Source organism: Chthoniobacter flavus Ellin428 (genome assembly GCF_000173075.1).
GTDB lineage: Bacteria > Verrucomicrobiota > Verrucomicrobiia > Chthoniobacterales > Chthoniobacteraceae > Chthoniobacter > Chthoniobacter flavus.
Genome location: NZ_ABVL01000022.1, coordinates 21904 through 42197 on the forward strand (window position 1 = coordinate 21904; position 20294 = coordinate 42197).

General features: G+C 62.2%; 15 protein-coding genes. 8 read left to right on the forward strand and 7 right to left on the reverse strand.

Annotated features, from left to right (window positions below; translation table 11 throughout):
• Positions 1–59 precede the first annotated feature (59 nt).
• Complete coding sequence (locus tag CFE428DRAFT_RS25380; RefSeq protein ID WP_006982544.1) at positions 60–926, reverse strand: cysteine hydrolase family protein; 867 nt, start codon at positions 924–926, stop codon at positions 60–62.
• A complete protein-coding gene (locus CFE428DRAFT_RS25385) occupies positions 923–2257 on the reverse strand; it encodes an amidohydrolase (RefSeq protein ID WP_006982545.1) in 1335 nt (444 codons plus the stop codon). Before CFE428DRAFT_RS25385 ends, CFE428DRAFT_RS25380 begins: the two co-directional genes overlap by 4 nt.
• 86 nt (positions 2258–2343) lie before the next feature.
• On the opposite strand from CFE428DRAFT_RS25385, the gene CFE428DRAFT_RS25390 reads away from it, so the two are divergent.
• Positions 2344–3888 carry a DUF3592 domain-containing protein gene (locus CFE428DRAFT_RS25390; RefSeq protein ID WP_162145313.1) on the forward strand — a complete coding sequence of 515 codons (1545 nt, stop codon included), beginning with the start codon at positions 2344–2346 and terminating at the stop codon, positions 3886–3888.
• A 278-nt stretch (positions 3889–4166) separates the two neighbouring features.
• On the opposite strand, the gene CFE428DRAFT_RS25395 is transcribed toward CFE428DRAFT_RS25390, so the two are convergent.
• From CFE428DRAFT_RS25395 to CFE428DRAFT_RS25405, 3 genes are all read right to left on the reverse strand, one after another.
• Positions 4167–5081: a restriction endonuclease gene (locus CFE428DRAFT_RS25395; RefSeq protein WP_042725784.1), complete on the reverse strand. Its 915-nt coding sequence runs from the start codon at positions 5079–5081 to the stop codon at positions 4167–4169.
• A 597-nt stretch (positions 5082–5678) separates the two neighbouring features.
• Positions 5679–6764, reverse strand: a complete 1086-nt coding sequence (locus CFE428DRAFT_RS25400) for a Fic family protein (RefSeq protein WP_006982549.1) — start codon at positions 6762–6764, stop codon at positions 5679–5681.
• A 332-nt stretch (positions 6765–7096) separates the two neighbouring features.
• Positions 7097–7939: a PEP-CTERM sorting domain-containing protein gene (locus CFE428DRAFT_RS25405; RefSeq protein WP_006982550.1), complete on the reverse strand. Its 843-nt coding sequence runs from the start codon at positions 7937–7939 to the stop codon at positions 7097–7099.
• A gap of 250 nt (positions 7940–8189) precedes the next feature.
• Between CFE428DRAFT_RS25405 and CFE428DRAFT_RS25410 the strand changes: the two genes are divergently transcribed.
• The 3 genes from CFE428DRAFT_RS25410 (at position 8190) to CFE428DRAFT_RS25420 (ending at position 11047) form a co-directional block, all read left to right on the forward strand.
• On the forward strand, positions 8190–8633 hold the full coding sequence (locus tag CFE428DRAFT_RS25410; protein WP_157447631.1) for a hypothetical protein: 444 nt from the start codon (positions 8190–8192) through the stop codon (positions 8631–8633).
• Between the two features lie 276 nt (positions 8634–8909).
• Complete coding sequence (locus CFE428DRAFT_RS25415) at positions 8910–9860, forward strand: ABC transporter ATP-binding protein (RefSeq protein ID WP_006982552.1); 951 nt, start codon at positions 8910–8912, stop codon at positions 9858–9860.
• Positions 9857–11047 (forward strand): ABC transporter permease, encoded by a 1191-nt coding sequence (locus tag CFE428DRAFT_RS25420; RefSeq protein WP_006982553.1) that lies wholly within the window; start codon positions 9857–9859, stop codon positions 11045–11047. The genes CFE428DRAFT_RS25415 and CFE428DRAFT_RS25420 overlap by 4 nt, the downstream gene beginning before the upstream one ends.
• 6 nt (positions 11048–11053) lie before the next feature.
• On the opposite strand, the gene CFE428DRAFT_RS25425 is transcribed toward CFE428DRAFT_RS25420, so the two are convergent.
• Together CFE428DRAFT_RS25425 and CFE428DRAFT_RS25430 are read right to left on the reverse strand one after the other, a co-directional pair.
• Positions 11054–11953, reverse strand: a complete 900-nt coding sequence (locus CFE428DRAFT_RS25425; RefSeq protein ID WP_006982554.1) for a hydroxypyruvate isomerase family protein — start codon at positions 11951–11953, stop codon at positions 11054–11056.
• 115 nt (positions 11954–12068) lie between these two features.
• A complete protein-coding gene (locus CFE428DRAFT_RS25430; protein ID WP_006982555.1) occupies positions 12069–12434 on the reverse strand; it encodes a L,D-transpeptidase in 366 nt (121 codons plus the stop codon).
• Between the two features lie 300 nt (positions 12435–12734).
• Between CFE428DRAFT_RS25430 and CFE428DRAFT_RS25435 the strand changes: the two genes are divergently transcribed.
• The 4 genes from CFE428DRAFT_RS25435 to glgX all read left to right on the forward strand — a co-directional run bounded on the left by CFE428DRAFT_RS25435 (position 12735) and on the right by glgX (position 20241).
• A complete protein-coding gene (locus CFE428DRAFT_RS25435; protein ID WP_006982557.1) occupies positions 12735–14435 on the forward strand; it encodes a hypothetical protein in 1701 nt (566 codons plus the stop codon).
• 548 nt (positions 14436–14983) lie between these two features.
• Complete coding sequence (locus CFE428DRAFT_RS25445; protein ID WP_042725788.1) at positions 14984–16309, forward strand: hypothetical protein; 1326 nt, start codon at positions 14984–14986, stop codon at positions 16307–16309.
• Between the two features lie 107 nt (positions 16310–16416).
• The gene (pckA, locus tag CFE428DRAFT_RS25450; protein WP_006982559.1) at positions 16417–18027 is read left to right on the forward strand and encodes a phosphoenolpyruvate carboxykinase (ATP); all 1611 of its coding nucleotides are present in this window, start codon (positions 16417–16419) and stop codon (positions 18025–18027) included.
• An 81-nt stretch (positions 18028–18108) separates the two neighbouring features.
• The gene (glgX, locus tag CFE428DRAFT_RS25455) at positions 18109–20241 is read left to right on the forward strand and encodes a glycogen debranching protein GlgX (protein WP_006982560.1); all 2133 of its coding nucleotides are present in this window, start codon (positions 18109–18111) and stop codon (positions 20239–20241) included.
• The last annotated feature ends 53 nt before the right edge of the window (positions 20242–20294 follow it).

Genomic DNA, 20294 nt, shown 5'->3' on the forward strand with positions numbered 1-20294 from the left:
CAAGACATCGGCTGCCGCTTGACCTTTCACCTTATACGGGCGAGGTCGTTTGCGGCAGATCACTCGTCCCCCTTGAACCGAAAGGGAGCACTCCCCGTGAGGTCGCTGCTCGTGAATGAGGGGCACCAGTATTTCTCCACGTGCTCGATGACCAACGCCGTCCCGGCGAAGTGACTTACCCCTGGCGGCCGCTCCGGGTTGTACATCGTATCCGTCATGTCGCGCATCAGGGCCACGCGTTTGCCCAGACGCACCATCTGCCGAATGGCAAAGGGACGGCCGAGCACGCACATGTTGAGATGCACTCCGCAGAGAACCACGTTTTCGATGCCCCGCTTCGCCAGTAGATTCCACGTCTCCTGCCCGTTGTCCGTGATCGCGTCGGGCTCCGCGATTTCGATCGTCGCGATCTGGCGCGTCCACGGGCTGCGAATCACGCATTTCTCTCCCGTGCACGAGCAACCCATGTCCGAATCATCGATCGGCAGGACCCCTTCGTGCTGCCCATCGGTCCAATACCACGCGGTGCCCCAGCGCTCGGTGGTCACGAGCGGCACCGGCGTCGGAGCAAAGGGCGCGGCCTGCGCGCGCTTGCGCTGGGGCGTGTCCTTGTAAAAATCCGTGCAAGTGCTCGGCGCATGGATGATGAAAATGCCTTTCGTCCGGGCGCTCTTCACCGCCTCATTGAGCGGCCCCGCCATCTCACCCACGCGGCGCTCGGCCGACTTGCACCAGTGGTGGTCCCACATGTCGCAGATGATCAGCGCGGTCTTCTTCGGATCCCACGCCTCCGTCTTCTCGCTGGCCGCGCCATTCGCCCGTGATCGCAAGTGCAGCTCCAGCGGGGTGGATTTCGTCGGCTCGGCGGCAAAGGCGGCCATCGCGAAGAGGAAAGAGAAGAAGAGGAAAAAGGAACGCGGTTTCATTTTTTCATCAAGGTCAGCAAGGCGGCGGTCATCGCTTTCACTCCCGTCTCGATCGTCGGCTCGGGCACGGGCTTGAAAAATGGCGAGTGCAGCGCGGGAAGCGTGATCCCTTTCGCATTGGCTTCGGCCACCACCTCGGGCGGCTGGGTGCCGAGCCAGAACATGCAAAGCGGTACTTTTTCTTTCGTCCCGCCAAATTCCGAAAAGTCCTCCGCGCCCATCACCGGTTCGCGCGGGATGACATGATCGGCGCCCAGCGTGCCGGCCACGGATTCGCGCACCTCACCGGTGAACGCCGGCTGGTTGTAGAGCGCATTGGCGCTTTCCTCCGAGACTGTCACCAGCGGCATCTTGTCGTCGGGCATCCCGGCGGCCTGGGCCAGGTTCAGGGCGATGCGCTTGACGCTGGCGATGAGCTTTTGGCGGGTCCCGGCTTTGTAGCTGCGCAGGGTGATCTGGAGGCGCACTTCATCGGGGATGATGTTGTGTTTCGTCCCGCCGTGAATACTGCCCACGGTGACCACCGCCGGGTCGCCCGGTTTCACCTCGCGGCTCACGATGGTTTGCAACGCGAGGACGATTTCCGCGGCGAGGACCACGGGGTCCTTGCCGAGGTGCGGCATCGAGCCATGGCTGCCGACCCCGCGCACGACGATGTCCATCGAGTCCACATTGGCCAGAGCAAAGCCCTCGGTCAGGCCGATGGTCCCGTGCGGCAGTTCCGCGGAGCAATGCAGCGCGAGGGCCTTTTCGGGTGTCGGGAATTTGGAGAACAGACCTGCGCGCAACATGAGACGCGCCCCCATGACGCGCTCCTCTGCCGGCTGCCCGATCATCACGAGGGTGCCTTTCCATTGATCGCGCAGCTGAGCCATGACGCGCGCCGTGCCGATGAGGCAAGACATGTGAATATCGTGGCCGCACGCGTGCATCACCGGCGCCTCACTGCCTGCGTCGTCCTTCGTCACGATAGTGCTGGCATAGGGCAGCCCCGTTTTCTCTTTCACCGGCAGAGCGTCGAGCTCCGTGCGGACGAGGATCACCGGTCCGTCGCCATTTTTCAGTATGCCGACGATGCCGTGCAGGCCGACTTTCTCCGTGACGTCCAGACCCGCGGCGCGGAGTTCCTGCGCGAGCCGGGCGGCCGTTTGCTCCTCGTGCAGGGAGAGCTCGGGGTGGGCGTGGAGATCCTTGTAAAGCGCCACGAGCGACGGAAGTTCCTTCGCCGTGATCGTGGCGGGATCCGCCGCGAAAGCAGCGCCGCCGATCAGGGTGGACAAAAGAATCGGCAGCACCCGAATCCGCCGGGGGGACAGTGCGGTGAGGCTCATGGCAAGATAACTCCGCGCGTAAACGCTTATTAAATCGAATGTCGCTTTTCCCCCGAGGACGGGAGAAGATCGCTGCCTCCGACACCATGACCCGACCCGTCCCAGGTCCCAGAACGTTGGCCCGCTTTGAGTCGCTGAAGCTGCATTTCCTTGGGCTCATCGTCCTGGCGGTGATCGTCTGGAATTTACCCGGCCCCATTCTCTACTTTGGTGCACGCCAGATGATGTCGCGCACCGATCTCTGGATGCCCGACGGATGGAATGAGCCCCAGGTACTGCGGGCCTTTGAAGAAGCGCAGCGTGTCGTGCAGGTGGATGCCACCCTGACGACCAACGCGCACGGATTCCATCCCGAACGCCGCGACCACTTGACCGTCCTCGCTCCCACCAAAGGCGAGGCCATTGCCGGGCGCAATGCCATAGTCGCCGCGATGCGCGCCGTATTTCAGAAGGAACACGCCGGCTTCTTGAACAGCTCCCGGGAAGGGCCGTATGCCGACCCGGTCCCGAACGCGACCACCGACGCTCTGGGAAAAGCATGCCGGTGGCTGGCCCTGGCGTTGGTCTTGGTCGCGGTGGGGGACCTGGTCCTCCAGTGGCGGCGCTCGCATCTTCCGGTTCTCGCCCTGGTCGGCATCCTGGCCACGCTGCTCACGGGGATCGCCTTTGTTTTCAATGTGCTCTGGGTTTTCTTTTTCGCCGTGGGGCTGCCCGCGGGCTTTCTCGCGCTCATCGTTTACCTCACCCTGCGGGTGCGCAAGGCGGCCGGGTGGGAGGAAGGCCGGGCGCGAATTACCCGGGCCAAGGTCCAGGTGGACCATGCGCACTTCGACAAAACCCGCGCCATCAACAAGGCGGCCATCGCCTACGAGTTTACCGTCGACGGTAAGACGATTCAGGGTGATCGGATCAGCATCGGGCTGGCCCCCGCTGAGCGGGTGGACCAGACCCTCAAGCGCTATCGGGTCGGCGCGGAGGTGTCGGTCTATTACGATCCGGAGAATCCCCGCGATTGCGTGCTGGAGCGCGATCCGCCGGTCAGCTTCGGCTGCCTCTGGGGTGGGACGATCGCTGTGCTCCTCCTTTATGCCGTTGGATGGATTTGGATGAAGACCGGCTGGTCTCCCGGGCCATTTTTGACCAGGGCTTTTCCTGCGCTCCACCATCCGGTGGTCGTCGTCGGTGCGGGATCGTTCGGGCTTTTCTGCGTGGCCGCCGGGATTTGGAATCGCCTGCATCCGCGAACCGTCGCCGCCTGGGTGCGCACCTCAGGCACCATCGTCACCAGCGAGACGGAAACCTATACCGATTCGGGCGCGTCGACGAGCCGTTCCGGGCGCAAGATGTACAACGCTGTCATCGAGTTCAGCTATCACGTGGACGGCCAGGAATATCGCGGCACCAAAGGAGCGACCGACCTGGTTCGCGTCACCGTGGGCAACGCCCAGGCGAAGTCCGAGGAAGAAGTGGCCCGCTACCCGGTCGGGATGACGGTCGACGTCTACTACGATCCCGGGAACCCCACCAGCGCCTCATTGCAGCCCCGCGAAGAGATCATGCTCACCGGAAATCACACGCTGATCGTTGGCGCGATCTTGATCCTCGTGGCGCTGTACGCGGCGACCCATTGAGACGAGATCGTTTTCCACTGGGCCGCGGACGGACAAACCGTTGCCAAGATTTGTTGACCGACCCCTTTCTTCCCCCGGCGGCAATTCCGTGAGCTGACCGACTTCGCGCAGCAGTGCGTCGGCGAGCAACTCGAAATCACCCTCGGCGCCGGCGCCAGCACTACGGAATGGATGCTCATGCCGCGCCTGCCGGCCTTGCGCAAAGCGCTGCGCGGTCCCAGGTGCGGCTCACCCACAACGGAGTCGTCCCGCGAAGCAGCTTTAACGAAGGAGGAAAGTCAGTTGTCCTCGAAATAGTCGCTGTCGATCTTTTTGACGTGATAGGCGTGCTCTTCGGCTACGCCGATGCCGTGTTCGATCATCAGTTCGGCGAGGCGCCGGCCGTCGACTAGGATTACTTTTTGGTGAAGGCCGGCGGCGTAATCCTTGGCGTTGTCGTGAAAGCCGCTGGTCGTGATGAAGACTCCCTTTGAGGCCTTTTTTCCGGCGAGCGCGCCGACGAAGTTTTGGATCTCCGGGCGTCCGACATTTTGCTTCCAGCGTTTGGCCTGAACGTAAATGACATCCAGACCCAGGCGGTCTTCGTTGATCACGCCATCGATGCCTTCATCGTTGGTCTTTTGGGTCACGGCGGCGGCTTCTTTGCGCGAGCCGCCGTAGCCCATCTTTACCAGGAGATCGAGCACCACCTGCTCGAAGCGAAATGGATTGATGGTGGCCAGCTTGGCGAGCAGGTCGGCGACCAAGGTTTCGCGGAGTTCCGTGAACGCGGCTTCGATTCTCTCCTCGGGGGTCGCTTCCCCGTCGCCCGTGGAGGCGGGCTCTGCGGTGTCAAACGCCTTGGCCGCGGCGGTGCGCTGGTTGCGCTGCTTTTGCTCGAGGATGAACTTTCTGAAAGGCTCGAAGGTCATCAAGGCCTGTCGGTCGAGACGCGCAGGAGGATTTTGCAGCAGTTTCAAACCTTCCGGCGTGATGCGCAGGGTGGCTTCGCGCGAAAGCTCGGCGAGACCGGCTTTGCGGAGGTGGAAGCCGGCCCAGCCGAGGCGATTGCGCACGGTGGTGGATTGACTGCTCGGCAGCAGCCGATTCCGTTCCTCTTCGCTCAGTTGAAAGACATCGCCCATCTGGGCGGAAAGATCCCGTTGGTGATGCTCCTGGCCGTCGGCCAGCAATTTAAGCAACGGAAGCGCCATTTCGTCGTACGTGGGGGATGCCCATAAATCTAGTTCCTTTCTCACGCGCAAAGTGAGGTTTGTGAACCCGTCTTTCCAAGGTAATTTATCGGGAAAGATGCGGGGGTTCGATCGCCTCTCGCGCCGCCACGCAATGGAATAGCCCCCAGCAGTCTGCATTACAAAGCCCTCAATGGTCGAAAATACCCCGGTTTTTCGACCTGTTCTGCTGATGTGTCGATGGCATCGACGTTTTAACGGGATATGTCGAAATCGGGATGGGGTTATTCCGCCTCTTCTCTCACTGTCGTTTCCAGAGGAAACGCACGCTCCGATGGCACTTGGGGGCTCCTTTTTGGAGTCGATGGAATCGACATGTTCCGCATAATTGTCGAAATATTGGCATGTATTTCGACATAGTATGAAGGATGTGGCGGTGGGGTCGACAGATAGTCGCTGGTAAAGCGGCGGGGTTCTTCGACTGCGTTTCAGTACACTCCTTGCACTTCGCTCAGAATGACTCGTGAAAGGAGGCGGGTTGAGACGGCTAGGCCGGAACACCCCTTCGACAGGCTCAGGGCGCTTTGCCGCAACCATCCAATGAGGCGAAAGGCAGCGTCAGGCGGTGAGCACCTTAACCAACGCCGGGTGGCGGTAGAGGACTTCGCGGCCGCGTTTTTCGCCTTTGAGGATGCCGAGACCTTCGAGGGCTTGCAGGTATTCGGAGGCGGTTTGGCGCTGGGCGATGCCGGCTTCGACGAGGAAACTGATCTTGCTGTAGGGCTGGGCGAAGATGAGTTCGACGAGTTCCTTGGAGTAGACTTTCGAAGGCAGTTTGGCGCGGCAGAGGGCGAGGGTTTCGTCGAAGAGGTCGCGGACGGCGAGGATGCGGCCGGTGGTCCAGGTGGCGGTCTCCTCGACGCCGGTGAGGAGGAAGAGGATCCAGGGTTCCCATTCGCCCCGCTCGGTGACGCCGCGGAGGAGCCGGTAGTATTCGGCTTTGTGCTGGATGAGGTGCCGGCTGAGGTAGAGGACGGGGATGCGGAGGAGGCCGGCGTGGATGAGAAAGAGGATATTGAGGATGCGCCCGGTGCGACCGTTGCCGTCGGTGAAAGGGTGGATGGCTTCGAACTGGTAATGGGCGACGGCCATGCGGACCAGCGGGTCGAGATCGCCTTCGGTGCTGAGAAGGAAGTCTTCGAGGTTGCGCAGCTTGGCCTGGATGACGTCGGGGCCAAGCGGGGGGGTGTAGGTGATGGCTTTGGTGACGGGGTTGCCGATCATGATTTCCTCGTCGCCGCGGAAGCTCACTTTCTCGTCGCGGAGGACGCTGCAGAGGTCTTCCATGAGGTGGAGCCGGAGGGGCTGGGCCTGGATGGTCTCGAAGCCGCGGCGGAGGGCGGTGCGGTAGCGAAGGACTTCCTTGGTGGCGAGGTCGGTGGCGCGCGATTCGTCGAGGGCGGCGGTGAAGAGGGCGTCCTGGGTGGTGACGATGTTTTCGATCTCGGAGCTGAGCTTGGCTTCCTGGAGGGGGATGACGTTGATGAGGACGCTCTGGTTGGGGATGAGGTCGCCGGTGCCTTTGAGTTCGGCGAGGGCTTTATTGGCGGCGACGCAACGCTTGAGGACGGCCTTGGTCTCGAGTTCGACGGGCGGCGGGAGGAGAGGGAGGGCGTTGTGGGGTTCTTCGGGGTCGAAGGTCATCGCAAGGAGAGGAAACTATGGGGAAGCGAGCGGGGCAATTTTAATGACAGCCGAGTGGAACGAGACAAACTGCCGAACGCAGCCCGTAGGGCCGAGTTAAATGACGAATGAATGGGGAATGCGGAGTGCGGAGTGCGGAACGGCAGATGGCAGATGGCAGAATGCGGACAACCAACATTGCCCCCGCGGCGCCATGGGCGTCTCGCAAAGCCTCGGCTCAACGTCCAAACGCCTCCAGGGGGCCACAGGCGTCTCTCGCGCAAAGCGGGACCGGTTCCCAACATCCAAGTGACTCCACGCCATCGCGAGCGTGGACGCCGGTCACGGGATCATCAGCAATCGCGCGTGCGACGGCGCCGGCGGCTTCCGTAAAGGGCGATGCTGGTCAGGAGCAAAGCGAGCGTGGAGGGCTCGGGGATGGTCTGGAAGGAGAAGGGCTGGTCGCTGCCGGTGCCGAATTGGAAGGGAGTAATGTCGGCACCGCCAGCGGTATTCGAATTGCGCAGGTAGAAGGTGCCGGTGGCCGGGTCCACGACGCCGATGGTGTCGGCGCCGTCGTTGTTCCAATCGCCGGGGATGGGTTTCCAGCCAGGCGCGCCGAAGGCGAAGACGGCGTCTGGGGCGCCGCTACTGAGGCTGTTGCGGAGGTAAAAAGTACCGGTGGCCGGGTCGTAGAGGCCGATGCCGTCGCCGCCCAAGCCGTCCCAGTTTCCCGCGAGGGGTGTGAAGCCGGGCGCTCCAAAGGTGAAGGTGATGTCGGGAGCGCCAGCGGTGTTCGAGTTGCGAAGGTAAAAGGTATTCGTGGTGGGGTCGACAATGCCGATGGTGTCGGTGCCGTCGTCGTTCCAATCGCCGATGATGGGTTTCCAGCCGGGGGAGCCGAAGGTGAAGGTGGCGTCGGACGAGCCGGCGCTGTTGCTATTGCGGAGGTAAAAGGTGGCGGTGCTGGGATTGTAGACACCGATGGTTTGGGTGCCGTCGCCATTCCAGTCGCCGGCAAAGTAGGTCCAGCCAGGAGCGCCGAAAGAAAAGGTGGTGTCCGGGGCGCCGTTGCTGAGGGAATCGCGCAAGTAAAGGGTGGCGGTGGAAGGATCGGCGAGGCCGATGCCGGTCTGGCCAAAAGCGCGATGAGCAAGAAGGGTCGCAAGCGTTGCGGCAATGAAAAGGCGCTTCATCTCGTAGAAAGAATCCTGGATGAAGGCATAATATTAAACGAATCGGCGCGGCTGCGACGGCAGGGCTGATGGACCGTAGGGCGTTTCTGTGAAACGCCAGGGTTGATTCGTGGATGAGACGCAGCCATGACGCCTGACCCCGACGCTCAGAGTGAGGTTCGCTCTGACGAGGCGTGGAGGGTTTCGGCGCGGCGGTGTTTTCGCCGTTGGACGTTTTCGCCGGAAGGTGGTAGCGCTGGAGAATATGAAGATGTTCCTTCCCCTGCTCGTTTTCGCTTTGTTCGCTTCATCGGCGCTGGGGGTGCTGGGCGAGACGGAGCAGGAGCTGTTGAAACGCTATGGGCGGCAGACGAAGACGGGGACTTCGCATCTCCCGGGGGTGACGATTGGAGGGTTTCAATTTGGCGCGTTCCAAATCGTGGTCGGTGTGGCGGGTGGGAAGTCGACTTTCGAGCGGTATTCGAAGCGGGATCAGACGAAGCTGAATGCGAATGAGGTGGCGGCGCTGATGAATGCCAATGCGGGTGGCCATGCCTGGAACGAGGACAAGGATTCGAAATTCGAGGGCAAGCGCTGGATCCTGGATGATCAGACGGTGGTCGCCGAATTGCCGACGGAGGGCAAGGACCTGACGGTGATGACGAAGGCGGGAGCGGAGCTTTTGAATTCGGACAAGACGCCGGCGAAGAAGTAGCGGCGGTGAGAGAAAGGCGCTCACGCACGGAGCGAGCGTTCCGGAGGGATGCGCTCCTGCGCGTTCCCTGACATTTACTGCCCCGCCCTCCCAAATGGGGATCGCGCAGGAGCGCGTCCCTCCGTTGCCGCCGAATGTGACATTCGGTCGGCATTGCGTCTGCCTCGCGCCGGCAGGCCGATGAATCCACATCATTCGTCCCCTGCCCCGCAAGGCTGTGTGGACAAGATGGCCGCGGCCCGGATAAATCCCCGAACGTTTATTTCCCACTCACCGATGCCAGAGTCCGTCATAGTCCTCGAGAATCTCGCCAAGTCCTTTGGCCACACCCATGCGGTGGATGGTGTGACGATGACGATTCCGGCGGGAGAGATCTTCGGGTTCCTCGGCGCGAATGGTGCGGGCAAAACGACGACGATGCGGATGCTGTGCGGGCTGACGAAGCCGACGGCGGGACACGGCTCGGTGCTCGGCCACGATATCTGGAAGGGACGCCATGCGATCCGTCCGAAGTTCGGTTACGTGGCGCAAAAGTTCAGCCTCTATCCGGATCTCACGGTGTTGGAAAATCTGCGCTTCTTCGGCTCGGCGTATCAGGTGAGCGGGCAGCGGCTGAACGATCGCATCGAGACGTTGCTCGACCAGCTCGACCTGCGCTCGAAGAGCAAGGAGCTGGCGGGGAGTCTTTCCGGCGGCATGAAGCAGATGCTGGCGCTCTCCTGCGCCTTGGTGCACGAGCCGGCACTGCTCTTTCTCGATGAGCCGACGTCGGGGCTCGATCCGGTGCATCGCCAGCAGATCTGGGATTTGCTCTACGACTTGAGCAGTAAGGGCACGACGATCTTTGTCACCACGCATTACATGGATGAAGCGGAGCGCTGCACCGAGGTGGGCTTTCTGCATCGCGGCCGGTTGCTGGCGAAGGAATCGCCGCTGCGGCTGAAGCAGCGTTTCAAGGGGCAACTGCTGGAGATGCAGATCGAGCCGGCGATGGAGGGGCTGGTGCGCTTGCGCAATGTGCCGGGCATTCTCGGCGTGGCGCTGCGCAGCGGGCGGGTGCGCATTTACTCCGCGGAATCCGAGCGGCTGGTGGCCGAGTGGCAGAAACAGTGGCCCTTTGAGGGGCTGACCTGGCTGGGGCATTCGTGGGCCGTGCCGGACATGGAGGATGTTTTCAAAGCTTACTCTCAGGGCTATTCCGAAATCCTGGAGACCTCTGCGCCATGAACTTCGCCGCCACTCTTCGCTCCACGGCCAGCGTCGCGAAAAAGGAATTCCTGCACATCCTCCGCGACTGGCGGGTGCTCGTGCTCATTCTTTCGCTGCCGCCGGCGTTTACGCTGTTGCTCGGCCATGCGTTTGAAAATACGGCGTCGACGGATACGCCGGTGCTGTTGCGCGATTCGGACCAGAGCGAGCAGAGCCGCGCGCTGGTCGACAAGCTGAAGGCGGACAAGACTTTTGCCTGGCGGGAGATTGCGCCGGAGACGCCGGGGACGATCAATCTGCTGAAGGCGGGCGTGATGATGAAAGTGGTGATTCCGCCGAAGTGGGGCGAGAGCCTGCACGATGGCGATCCGCAACCGCTGCAGCTCACGCTCAATGGCATCGACACGACGACGGCGCCGCAATTGAGCGGTGAAGTGCAGCAGGTGCTCGGGCAATTCCAGCTCGATTCGCGCCAGGCGATGATCGACAACCTCCCCGACGAGGTCTTCGAGATGGGAAAGAAGATCCCCGAGGCGACGCGCAAGCAATTCGTCTCGGCGATGTCGCCGTGGACGGTGACGAGCAAGATTCTCTACAACCCGGATTTGAAGTTCATCGACTTCGTCATGCCGGGCATCGTCGGACTCATCCTCCAATTGCTCACGGTGACGCTCACGGCCTGCACGATTGCGCGGGAACGGGAATCCGGCACGCTGGCGCAATTGCTGGTCAGTCCGCTGAGCCGCAACCAGATCGTGGCGGGGAAGGTCTTCCCGCATCTCATCGTGTCGATCCTGCTCATCGCGGCGACACTGGCCACGGGGCATTTCCATTTCCACGTCGAGTACCGTTCGCCGATGCTCACGGGGCTGCTGTGTTTATTGTTCCTGCTCTGTTCGCTGGGGACGGGGCTGTTGATCTCCGCGTTTTGCCAGACGCAAACGCAGGCGATTCAATTCGCGGTGTTCTATTTGTTCCCGGTGTTTCCGTTGTCGGGGGCGTTTGCGCCGCTGGATCAATTGCCGCCGGGGATTCGGATGCTTTCGCAGGCCTTTCCGCTCACCCATTTCTGCCATGCGTTCCGCATGGTTAGCATGGGGCAGTTGGGCGTTTCGTTCGTCGCCGGGGATCTCGTCTTCCTGGCGATCGGCGCGGTGGTGACGTGCTTCGGTGCCGCGCTGCTGCTGCGGCGGATTCAGGATTGACGCCCCTTACACGTCGCAGATGCCCACGGCCTGCTTGAGCGAAGAGATCACATCGGGACGCGCCGGGATGAACTCCTGCGCCACGTGGCCCTGGTGGCCGGTCTCAACGATTGCCCGCATGATTGCGGCGTAGTTCAGCTCCTGCGTGTCATCGATCTCGTGCCGGCCGGGCACGCCGCCGGTGTGGTAGTGCGCGAAGAACTCGTGGTTCTTCTTGATCGTGGCGATGACGTCGCCCTCCATGATCTGCATGTGGTAGATGTCGTAGAGGAGCTTGAAATTCGCGGAGCCGACCTGCTTGCAGAGCTCGATGCCCCACGCGCTCTTGTCGCACATGTAATCGGGGTGATTCACGCGGCTGTTGAGCAGCTCCATGCAAAGGATGACTTTCTTCTTTTCGCAGAGCGCCATGAGGCGCTTGAGACCTTCCGCGCAATTCTTCAGGCCGGTTTCGTCATCAAGACCATCGCGATTGCCGGAAAAACAGATGAGATTCGTGAAGCCGGCATCGGCCACCGCCGCGATCTGCGGTTCATAGGCCTGCACCAGCAGGTCGTGGTGTTCCTTGCGGTTGAAGGCCCGCGGGATGGGTCCCAGATCCTTGCCGTCCGGGCGTTTGATCGTGGGATTGCTCGTCATCGCGCAGGCGAGGCCGTGTTTCTGCAGCGTCGGATAATCTGCGGGCTGCAGCAGTTCGACGGAGGTGAGTCCCATGTCCTTGCCCGCGGCGCAAAGGTCCTCGAGGCTCACTTTCGGATAGCACCACTTGCACACCGAGTGATGGATGTGGCCTTTCAAGCCGGAAGCGGCATCGGCGGCTTCGAGACGCTGGCGCAGCGCGGCGACGGAGAGGGCGGCCAGGGCGCCCGTTTGGAGAAAAGAACGGCGGGAAGTGGAGGGACTCATGGCGGGGAGAATAAGCCGCGATTGGGGCGGTGTCATGCGGCGAATCGTGGCAGGAAATCGACGAATGGACGGCTATGTTTTAACACAGAGAACGCAGAGGAAGACCAATCCACTCCTACGTCTTCCCTTCCCAATGCCCAGTCACTTCGACCGGTGTGCCCGGTTCGACCCAGTCGAAAAACTGTTTGGCGGGGTTGCCTTGATCGAGCGGGACGCGGATGCAGCCGTGCGAGGCGGGATGGCGCGGGACGGAGGTGAACCCGTGGATGAAGACGTTGCCCGTAACTTGCACGCTGTAGGGCATCGGGGCGTTGTCGAAGAGGCGCGAATGGTGCATGCGTTCCTTGACGCCGACGTTGAACTCGCCGTTGGGCGTGGACTTGTCCCACTTTCCGGTGCTGACCCGCGTTTCCAGCACCACCCGGTCGCCATCAAAAGCGCGCAGTGTCTGGGTGGTCTTGTCGACGACCACCCGTTTCATGGAGTTGGCCGGAGTGGGCGGTAGTTGAGCGCACGCGTTCAGCGCAGCGAGACAAAGCACGAGAACAAACCATCGTCGCATGCCCTACTATAACACGATGCCGGCCATCTGGGAGAAAGACGCGCAAATTGTCGTCTGCCGGCGACTGGATTTGTTTCGCCCCCAAGCGCCCTCTGAGCCCTTGCGCGAACCGCGCAATGTCGGAACTTAAAGTTGAATACAGGCTCGCGTAAACGGGTCTATTCTCTAGACCGCGCTGGTGGCCATAGTCCGCCGGTGCGCGAAAAAATGCGGTAACCCATGAACTTACGATTCACTTCAGTGGCGCGGAGGATCCTCGTCTTCGGTCTCATTACGGGAAGCGCCTATGCCGCGGGTGCTGGCGGAGCGGGCTTCGGAGGGACAGGTGGCTTGCAGGGGAACGCCAGCGGGATGAATGGCACCGGCGGAGCCAGCGTGACCGGTGGCACGAGCGCAGGTATGGGCAGTGGTGGTGGGTTTTCCCATTCGTCGGGAGGCGGAGGGAGTTTTTCGCATGGATCAGGGAACAGCGGTTTCTCCAGCCCGTCCGGCGGGTTTGTCTCGCCTCCCTCCATGCCCGCCCGGGGTGGCTCGAATTTCTCTGGTGGGCGGGTTCCATCCGGACTGGTGAATCCACCCACGCCGGTCGTCCGCGCTCCGGTCGTCCGCGCTCCGGTCGTCCGCGCCACGGTGGCCGCCGCTGCGGAACTTCCCGCGACGACTCGTTCCGCTGCGGTGATCGAGCGCCCCGCGTCCGTACCGGTCCAGCCAGGGGCAGGCATCTCCGGGGTCCCCCGCTTTGGGATACCATCGGGCCAGCATTCGACAGGTCCGGCCAGAAGCACCGTCGAAAGTTTTCTCGGAGTTCCCAGCAGCACGACGACCGGCAGCGCGCCAGCCAATGCCGCTACGCATGCTCCTTCCAACTTCGCCACGCAACGGCCGGCGGGCCCTCCTCCCGCTCCCGCCCAACGTTCCGATTGGGCCGTGCGCTCGCAGAACCGCAGCCCGCAATGGCAGCAGCGCGTCGAGAGCCGCCACCTCGCCTGGAGCCAATGGCAGGAGAAAAATCAGGTGCGGCTGGATACCTTCGCGCAGACGCGCGACCAGCGCTGGGCCAGCCTTCAGGCTACGCAGCAGACTCAGACTCCGCAGAGTGTGAGCGATCCCCGTTCCATGGTCTCGCAGCAACATCGCCAGGCGACGTGGAACTTCCGCACCGATCGGGCGAATGAAATCCGCGGCCGGGCGCGGGACTTCTATGATGGCTATTTCGATGACCATTGGTGGGGTCGCGTCCCTTGGGCCTATGGCTACGGCTATCACGGCTTCGGTCATTATCCGCGCAATCCCTGGTGGTGGTGGCGGCGGGCCAGTTGGGCGGACGTGAGCAGTTTCGTGGATGGGTGCGGGATTTATCCCGCCTATGCCGACTACGGAGATAACGTCCTCTACGATGGCGATAACGTCTACGTCGATGGCCAGCCCATGCCCGCCGATCAATACACGGCGCCGATGGAAGATCTCGCGGTGAATGCCCAACAGCCACCGCCTCCCACGCCACCTGCGGAAGGACAACCCGCGGAGTGGATGCCGCTCGGCGTGTTCGCCCTGGCGCAGGAGGAAAAGGGCGATCCCATTTTGTTTCTGCAGCTTTCCGTGAGCCGTGAGGGCACGATCAGCGGAGCGTACTCCAGCACGCTGACGCACGACCAGCGGCCGGTCATCGGCGTGCTCGATAAAGCGAGCCAGCGGGTGATGTGGCGCATCGGCGCCAATACCGACACGCTCTTCGAAACCACCCTCGCCAATCTCACCCAGGATGTTTCACCGGTGGCCGTTCACTTCGGCAATACCCACACGCAGACCTGGCTGCTCGTCCGCATGCCCGAGCCGGCGGACGCCGGAGGGCCCGAGGATATCCCCGATGTCAGCCCCACGTCGCTGCCCTTGGAATCGCCCGCCGCTTCGACGCCATAGCGGGCGTCTCAGAGACTGTGAAAAAGGGCCCGCGAATTACGCGAATGACACAAATGGAGTGTTTTTCATTCGCGTCATCTGTGTGATTCGCGGGCCTGAGACCTCACTGGCGATTTCTTTCACAGTCTCTAAGACTTTAGTCTTATGGACGCGCCCGCGTGACAGCGGGACTATGCACTTCGCCATGGATGGCAACGGGCTCTCCATCGCACACAAGAAAACTGAAGCCCATGAAAATACGCTTCGCTCCCCTGTCGGCGCTCGCCCTTGCGGGGAGTCTGATTTTTGGGAGTCCCCTCAGCGTGGAAGCGCGTGGGGGAGGGCGCGGAGGAGGTGGAGGTGGTCGTGGCGGTGGTGGTGGCGGTGGTGGTGGTAGCTTTTCAAGCCCAGCGGCCAGTGGCGGTGGCTTTTCCAGGGGAGGAGATTTTTCGCGTTCTTCCGGCGGAGCGGATTTTTCCCGGCCGTCCGGCGGCGATGTCTCACGTCCCTCGACATTGCCGTCCCGTGGCGAATCGAACTTCAACGGCGGGCGGGTTCCATCCGCGCCGGTGAACCCGCCTTCGACGGCGGGGCGGCCATCCATCGCGGGTGGCGCGGCGGAACTTCCCTCCGGCAATCGGCCCAACGCCGGGATCAACCGGCCTGCGTCACTGCCGGCGCAACCGGGTGCCGGCATTTCCGGTGTTCCGCGGCCCGGAATGCCGTCCGCACAACGTCCGTCGGCGCCGGCCAGAAACGATGTCGGAAATTTCCTCGGCGTGGCGGGCGGCGTGGCTGCGGGCAGTGCGCTGGCGAATACCGCCGCGCAACATTCGGCGAATCGGGAGCCCGCGACCCAGCGACCGGCCGGGCCGGCCCTGCGACCCGAGCAGCGGGCGGATTGGGCCGCCCGTTCGCAAAATCGAAATCCGCAATGGCAGGAGCGGGTTGAGAATCGGAATACCGCCTGGAACAACTGGCAGCACAAAAACCAGGAACGGCTGAATAGCTTCCAGCAGACTCGCGACCAGCGTTGGACCAGCCTCGAGACGGCCCAACAAAACCGGCAGAACTGGCGCAATCAAAACCGCCCGGACTGGCAACAGCATCGCGGGGAGCTGTGGGGCTATCGCGCCGACCGGGCGGATGAAATCCGCGGCCGCGCGCGGGATTATTACGACGGCTATTTTGATGATCGCTGGTGGGGCCGCTGCACCTGGGGCTATGGCTACGGCTACGTCGGCTTTGGCAATTACCCGGCGAATCCCTGGTGGTGGTGGACTCCCGCGAAATGGCTCGCCGTGAGGGGTTTCATCAACGGCATCGCCTCCGACCCCTACTACATCGACTACGGGATGAACGTCATCTACGACGACGACACCGTCTATGTCGATGACCAGCCGGTGCCGGCGTCGCAATACACGGAACCCATGGTGGACCTCGCGGTGAATGCCGGGCAGCCACCTCCGCCCACGCCACCGGCGGCGGGGCAACCGGCGGAGTGGATGCCCCTCGGTGTCTTCGCGCTCGCGCAGGAGGAAAAGGGCGATCCGATTTTGTTCCTGCAACTTTCGGTCAGCCGCGAGGGCGTGATGAGCGGGGCCTACTCGAGCACCCTCACGAATGACCAACGCCCCGTGGCGGGGATGGTCGACAAAGCGAGCCAGCGCGTGGTGTGGCGGATCGGCGTGAATACGGACACGATCTTCGAGACGAGTCTCGCCAATCTCACCCAGGACGTCTCGCCCGTGGCCATCCATTTCGGAAAGGGCCGGACGCAGATCTGGCTGCTCGTCCGCATGCCCGAGCCGGCGCTCGAGGGAAGTCCCGAGGCCATTCCCGAAATCAGCCCCACGCCGCCGCCCCTGAAAGCGCCGGCGGCGGCATCGAAATAGCGAAGCACGTCCTCGATCGACGATTGCGTAGCCCGCATAAGACCTTGGTCCGATAGCGGGCAACGCGATCCTTTCCTGATTATTCCAAAACCAATCGCCCTCTCGAGATGAAAACTCCGCCGCCCACTTCCTTTTCGCTCAGCGCCCATGGTCTCACCGGTCGAGACCGTCTTCCCACAAATCTCCCGCCCGCCGCGCCCTCTACGAGGGCACGCCCATTCGTTACGAGAAAGAATGCCAGCATCGCCGAGAAAGGGCGGCCCTCGTGGCCTACTCCCGGCGCGAAGACTGGCCGTTCGCCCAAGGACAAGCGGGTGGTCGAGCATCCGAATTCGAAGAACGACGTCTGGTGGGGCGCGGTGAATATCCCCCTCGAAAAACAGACCTTCGATATCAACCGCCAGCGCGCGCTCGATTATCTCAATACCCGCGACACGCTCTATTGTTTCGATGGCTTCGCCGGCTGGGATCCGAAATACCGCATCAAGGTTCGGGTCATCTGCTCGCGGCCGTATCACGCGCTCTTCATGCACACCATGCTCATCCGCCCGAGCAAGGAAGAGCTGGCCAGTTTCGGCACCCCGGATTTCGTCATCTACAACGCGGGCGCCTTCCCGGCGAATCGGCTCACCGCCGGGATGGGTTCGACCACGAGCGTCGACCTGAGCATCGAGGACAAGGAACTGATCATCCTCGGCACCGAGTACGCCGGCGAAATGAAAAAGGGCGTCTTCACCGTGGCGAACTATCTCGCCCCGAAACGGGGTGTGCTCTCCATGCACTGCTCGGCGACCGCGGACAAGCAGACCAGTGCCTCGTCGCTCCTCTTCGGCTTGAGCGGCACCGGCAAGACGACCCTCTCCGCCGATCCGAAGCGCCTGCTCATCGGCGACGATGAACACTGCTGGAGCGACGATGGTATCTTCAACATCGAGGGCGGTTGCTACGCGAAAGCGATCAATCTCACGCCGGAAAGTGAACCCGATATTTTCCAAGCCTTGCGCTTCGGCGCGGTGCTGGAAAATGTGGTGCTCGATGAAGGCCACGACGTGGACTACACCGACACGAGCATCACGCAAAACACCCGCGGCGCGTATCCCATCGAGTTCATTCGCAACGCGAAGATCCCCTGCATGGCCGGGCACCCCACCGATGTGATCTTCCTCACTTGCGATGCTTTCGGCGTACTGCCACCGGTGAGCGCGTTGTCGCCGGCGCACGCGATGTATCACTTCATCAGCGGCTACACAGCGAAAGTGGCGGGCACGGAGATGGGTGTGACGGAACCGCAGGCCACTTTCTCGCCGTGTTTCGGCGGACCCTTCCTCGTCTGGCATCCGAGCAAATACGCCGAGCTGCTTGCGGAAAAGATGCGCAAGCACAAGGCGCGGGTGTGGCTGGTGAATACCGGGTGGGGCGGCGGTGGCTATGGGACCGGCAAGCGCATCAGCCTGAAGAATACCCGCGCGATCATCGACGCGATCCACAGCGGGGCCCTGACTACGGCGAAGACGGAGCGCGACCCAGTCTTCGGCTTCGATATCGTCACGGAGGTGCCGGGTGTTCCCGCGGAAATGCTGAAGCCCCGCGAATCCTGGGCCGACAAAGCAGCCTACGACGCGACCGCGAAGAAACTGGCCGCCCTGTTTCGCAAAAACTTTGAAACCTACGAAACGGGAGCCAGCGCGGAAGTGAAAGCCGCCGCGCCATTGAATTAACCGTCGATGCATTTCACCGAGCCTCACCTGCCGCGTCTCCTCGTGGAGGTAACTGCGCCAAAGATCTGAGCAGGTGCGGCTATGCGAAATCTCGAAGATCCTTCCGCTGGCCACGCTCTCCGGCTTTGGCCGGGCCAGTGGTCGCCGCTCGGCGCGACCTTCGATGGACACGGGGTGAACTTTGCCTTGTTTTCGGAGCACGCGACCAAGGTGGAGCTATGTCTCTTTGATTCCCGGGACGATTCCGTGGAAACCCACCGGCTGACGCTGCCCGAGAAGACGAACCAGGTCTGGCATGGCTATCTGCCGGAGGCGAGACCGGGACAGGTCTACGGTTACCGGGTGCATGGTCCTTTTGCTCCTGCGCAGGGGCACCGCTTCGACCCGAGCAAGCTCCTGCTCGATCCTTACGCGAAAGCCATCGCGCGCGATCTTCGCTGGGATGATGCGGTCACCGCCTTCTCCCGGGACAGCGCGGCTTTCGCGCCTCTCGCTCGGGTGGTGGATTCCGCGTTTCCGTGGAATGGCGATCGCCCGTTGCGCACCCCGTGGGAGGAGACGTTGATCTACGAACTCCACGTCAAAGGGTACACGAAACAACATCCGGAAGTGCCCGCCGATTTGCAGGGGACTTACGCCGGTCTGGCTGCGCCGGCTTCGATCGAGCACCTGCAAGCTTTGGGAGTGACCGCGGTGGAGTTATTACCGATCCACTATCATATCGACGAACGGTTTCTCGTGGAAAGGCAGCGCACGAATTACTGGGGCTACAATACGCTCGGCTTCTTCGCGCCGGATCCGCGCTATGCCGCGAGCGGGTTGCCCGGTGCCGTGTCGGAATTCAAGACGATGGTCCGGCGGCTGCATTCGGTGGGTATCGAGGTGATTCTCGATGTGGTCTATAACCACACCGCGGAAGGCCCCGAGCAGGGGCCGACGCTGTCCCTGCGCGGCATCGACAACGCGGCCTACTACCGGTTGGCGGACGACCGCTCGCGTTATGTCGATTTCAACGGGTGCGGCAATTCGCTCAACGTCGCCCACCCGCGCGCGCTTCAGCTCATCATGGATTCGTTGCGCTATTGGGTGATCGAGATGCACGTGGATGGGTTCCGCTTCGATCTCGCCAGTGCGCTGGCGCGCGAACTGTGGGAAGTCGATCGACTCGGCGCGTTCTTCGATATCATCCATCAGGATCCCGTGCTCTCCGAGGTGAAGCTCATCGCCGAGCCTTGGGACCTTGGCCCGAATGGCTATCAGGTCGGCAACTTCCCCGTTTTGTGGTCGGAATGGAATGGCCGATACCGGGATTGTGTGCGGCGTTTCTGGAAAGGCGACGGCGGCAAGGTTGGCGAATTCGCTTCGCGCCTGGCCGGGAGCAGCGACCTGTATTCGCGAGGTGGCCGCAGTCCGAGCGCGAGCGTCAATTTCATTACCGCCCACGATGGCTTTACCCTACGCGACTTGGTGAGCTATAACTCCAAACACAACGAAGCGAACGGCGAGGACAATCGGGACGGTTCGAATGACAACGATAGCTGGAACTGCGGCGTGGAAGGCCCGACCGAAGATGCAGCGATCGGCACGCTACGCGCGCGCCAGCAAAAGAATTTCCTCGCGACGCTCTTTCTTTCCCAAGGCGTGCCGATGCTTCTCGCCGGCGATGAGTTTGGCCAGACGCAGCAAGGGAATAACAACGCGTATTGCCAGGACTCTCCCATCGCCTGGCTGAACTGGAATCTCTCCGGGGAGCAACGCGCACTGCTGGAATTTGCGCGAGAGTTGGTGCGCCTCCGCAAAGCGCAGCCCGTCTTCCGGCGGCGGCACTTCTTCCAGGGCCGGCCGATCCATGGCGAAGACAGCAAGGACATTTACTGGTTCAAGCCGGATGGCGTGGAGATGTCCGATGCGGATTGGAACGTCGGTCACGCGCGTTGTCTCGGCATGGGGTTGGTCGGGGAGCAGATCACCGAGACCGATCGATGCGGCCGGCGTGTATCGGGCGATAGCTTTGCGATTCTCTTGAACGCGTCTCACGAAGGGGTGTCTTTCCGACTCGGCGCGCGGCAGCGTGACGTGCGCTGGATTTGCCTATGGGATACCGCGGTCGAGAAAATCGCCGCGCCTGTTTTTAGTCATCAAAGCAGCTTTCCCCTCCAGGCGCGTTCGCTGGCCATCCTGCGGGCCGAGCCGATCCTGCATTCGGGAACTTAGACCAATGCCTCCTTTCTCGTGTCGCCAACGAAAGCGTTTCCATTCAAACTAAC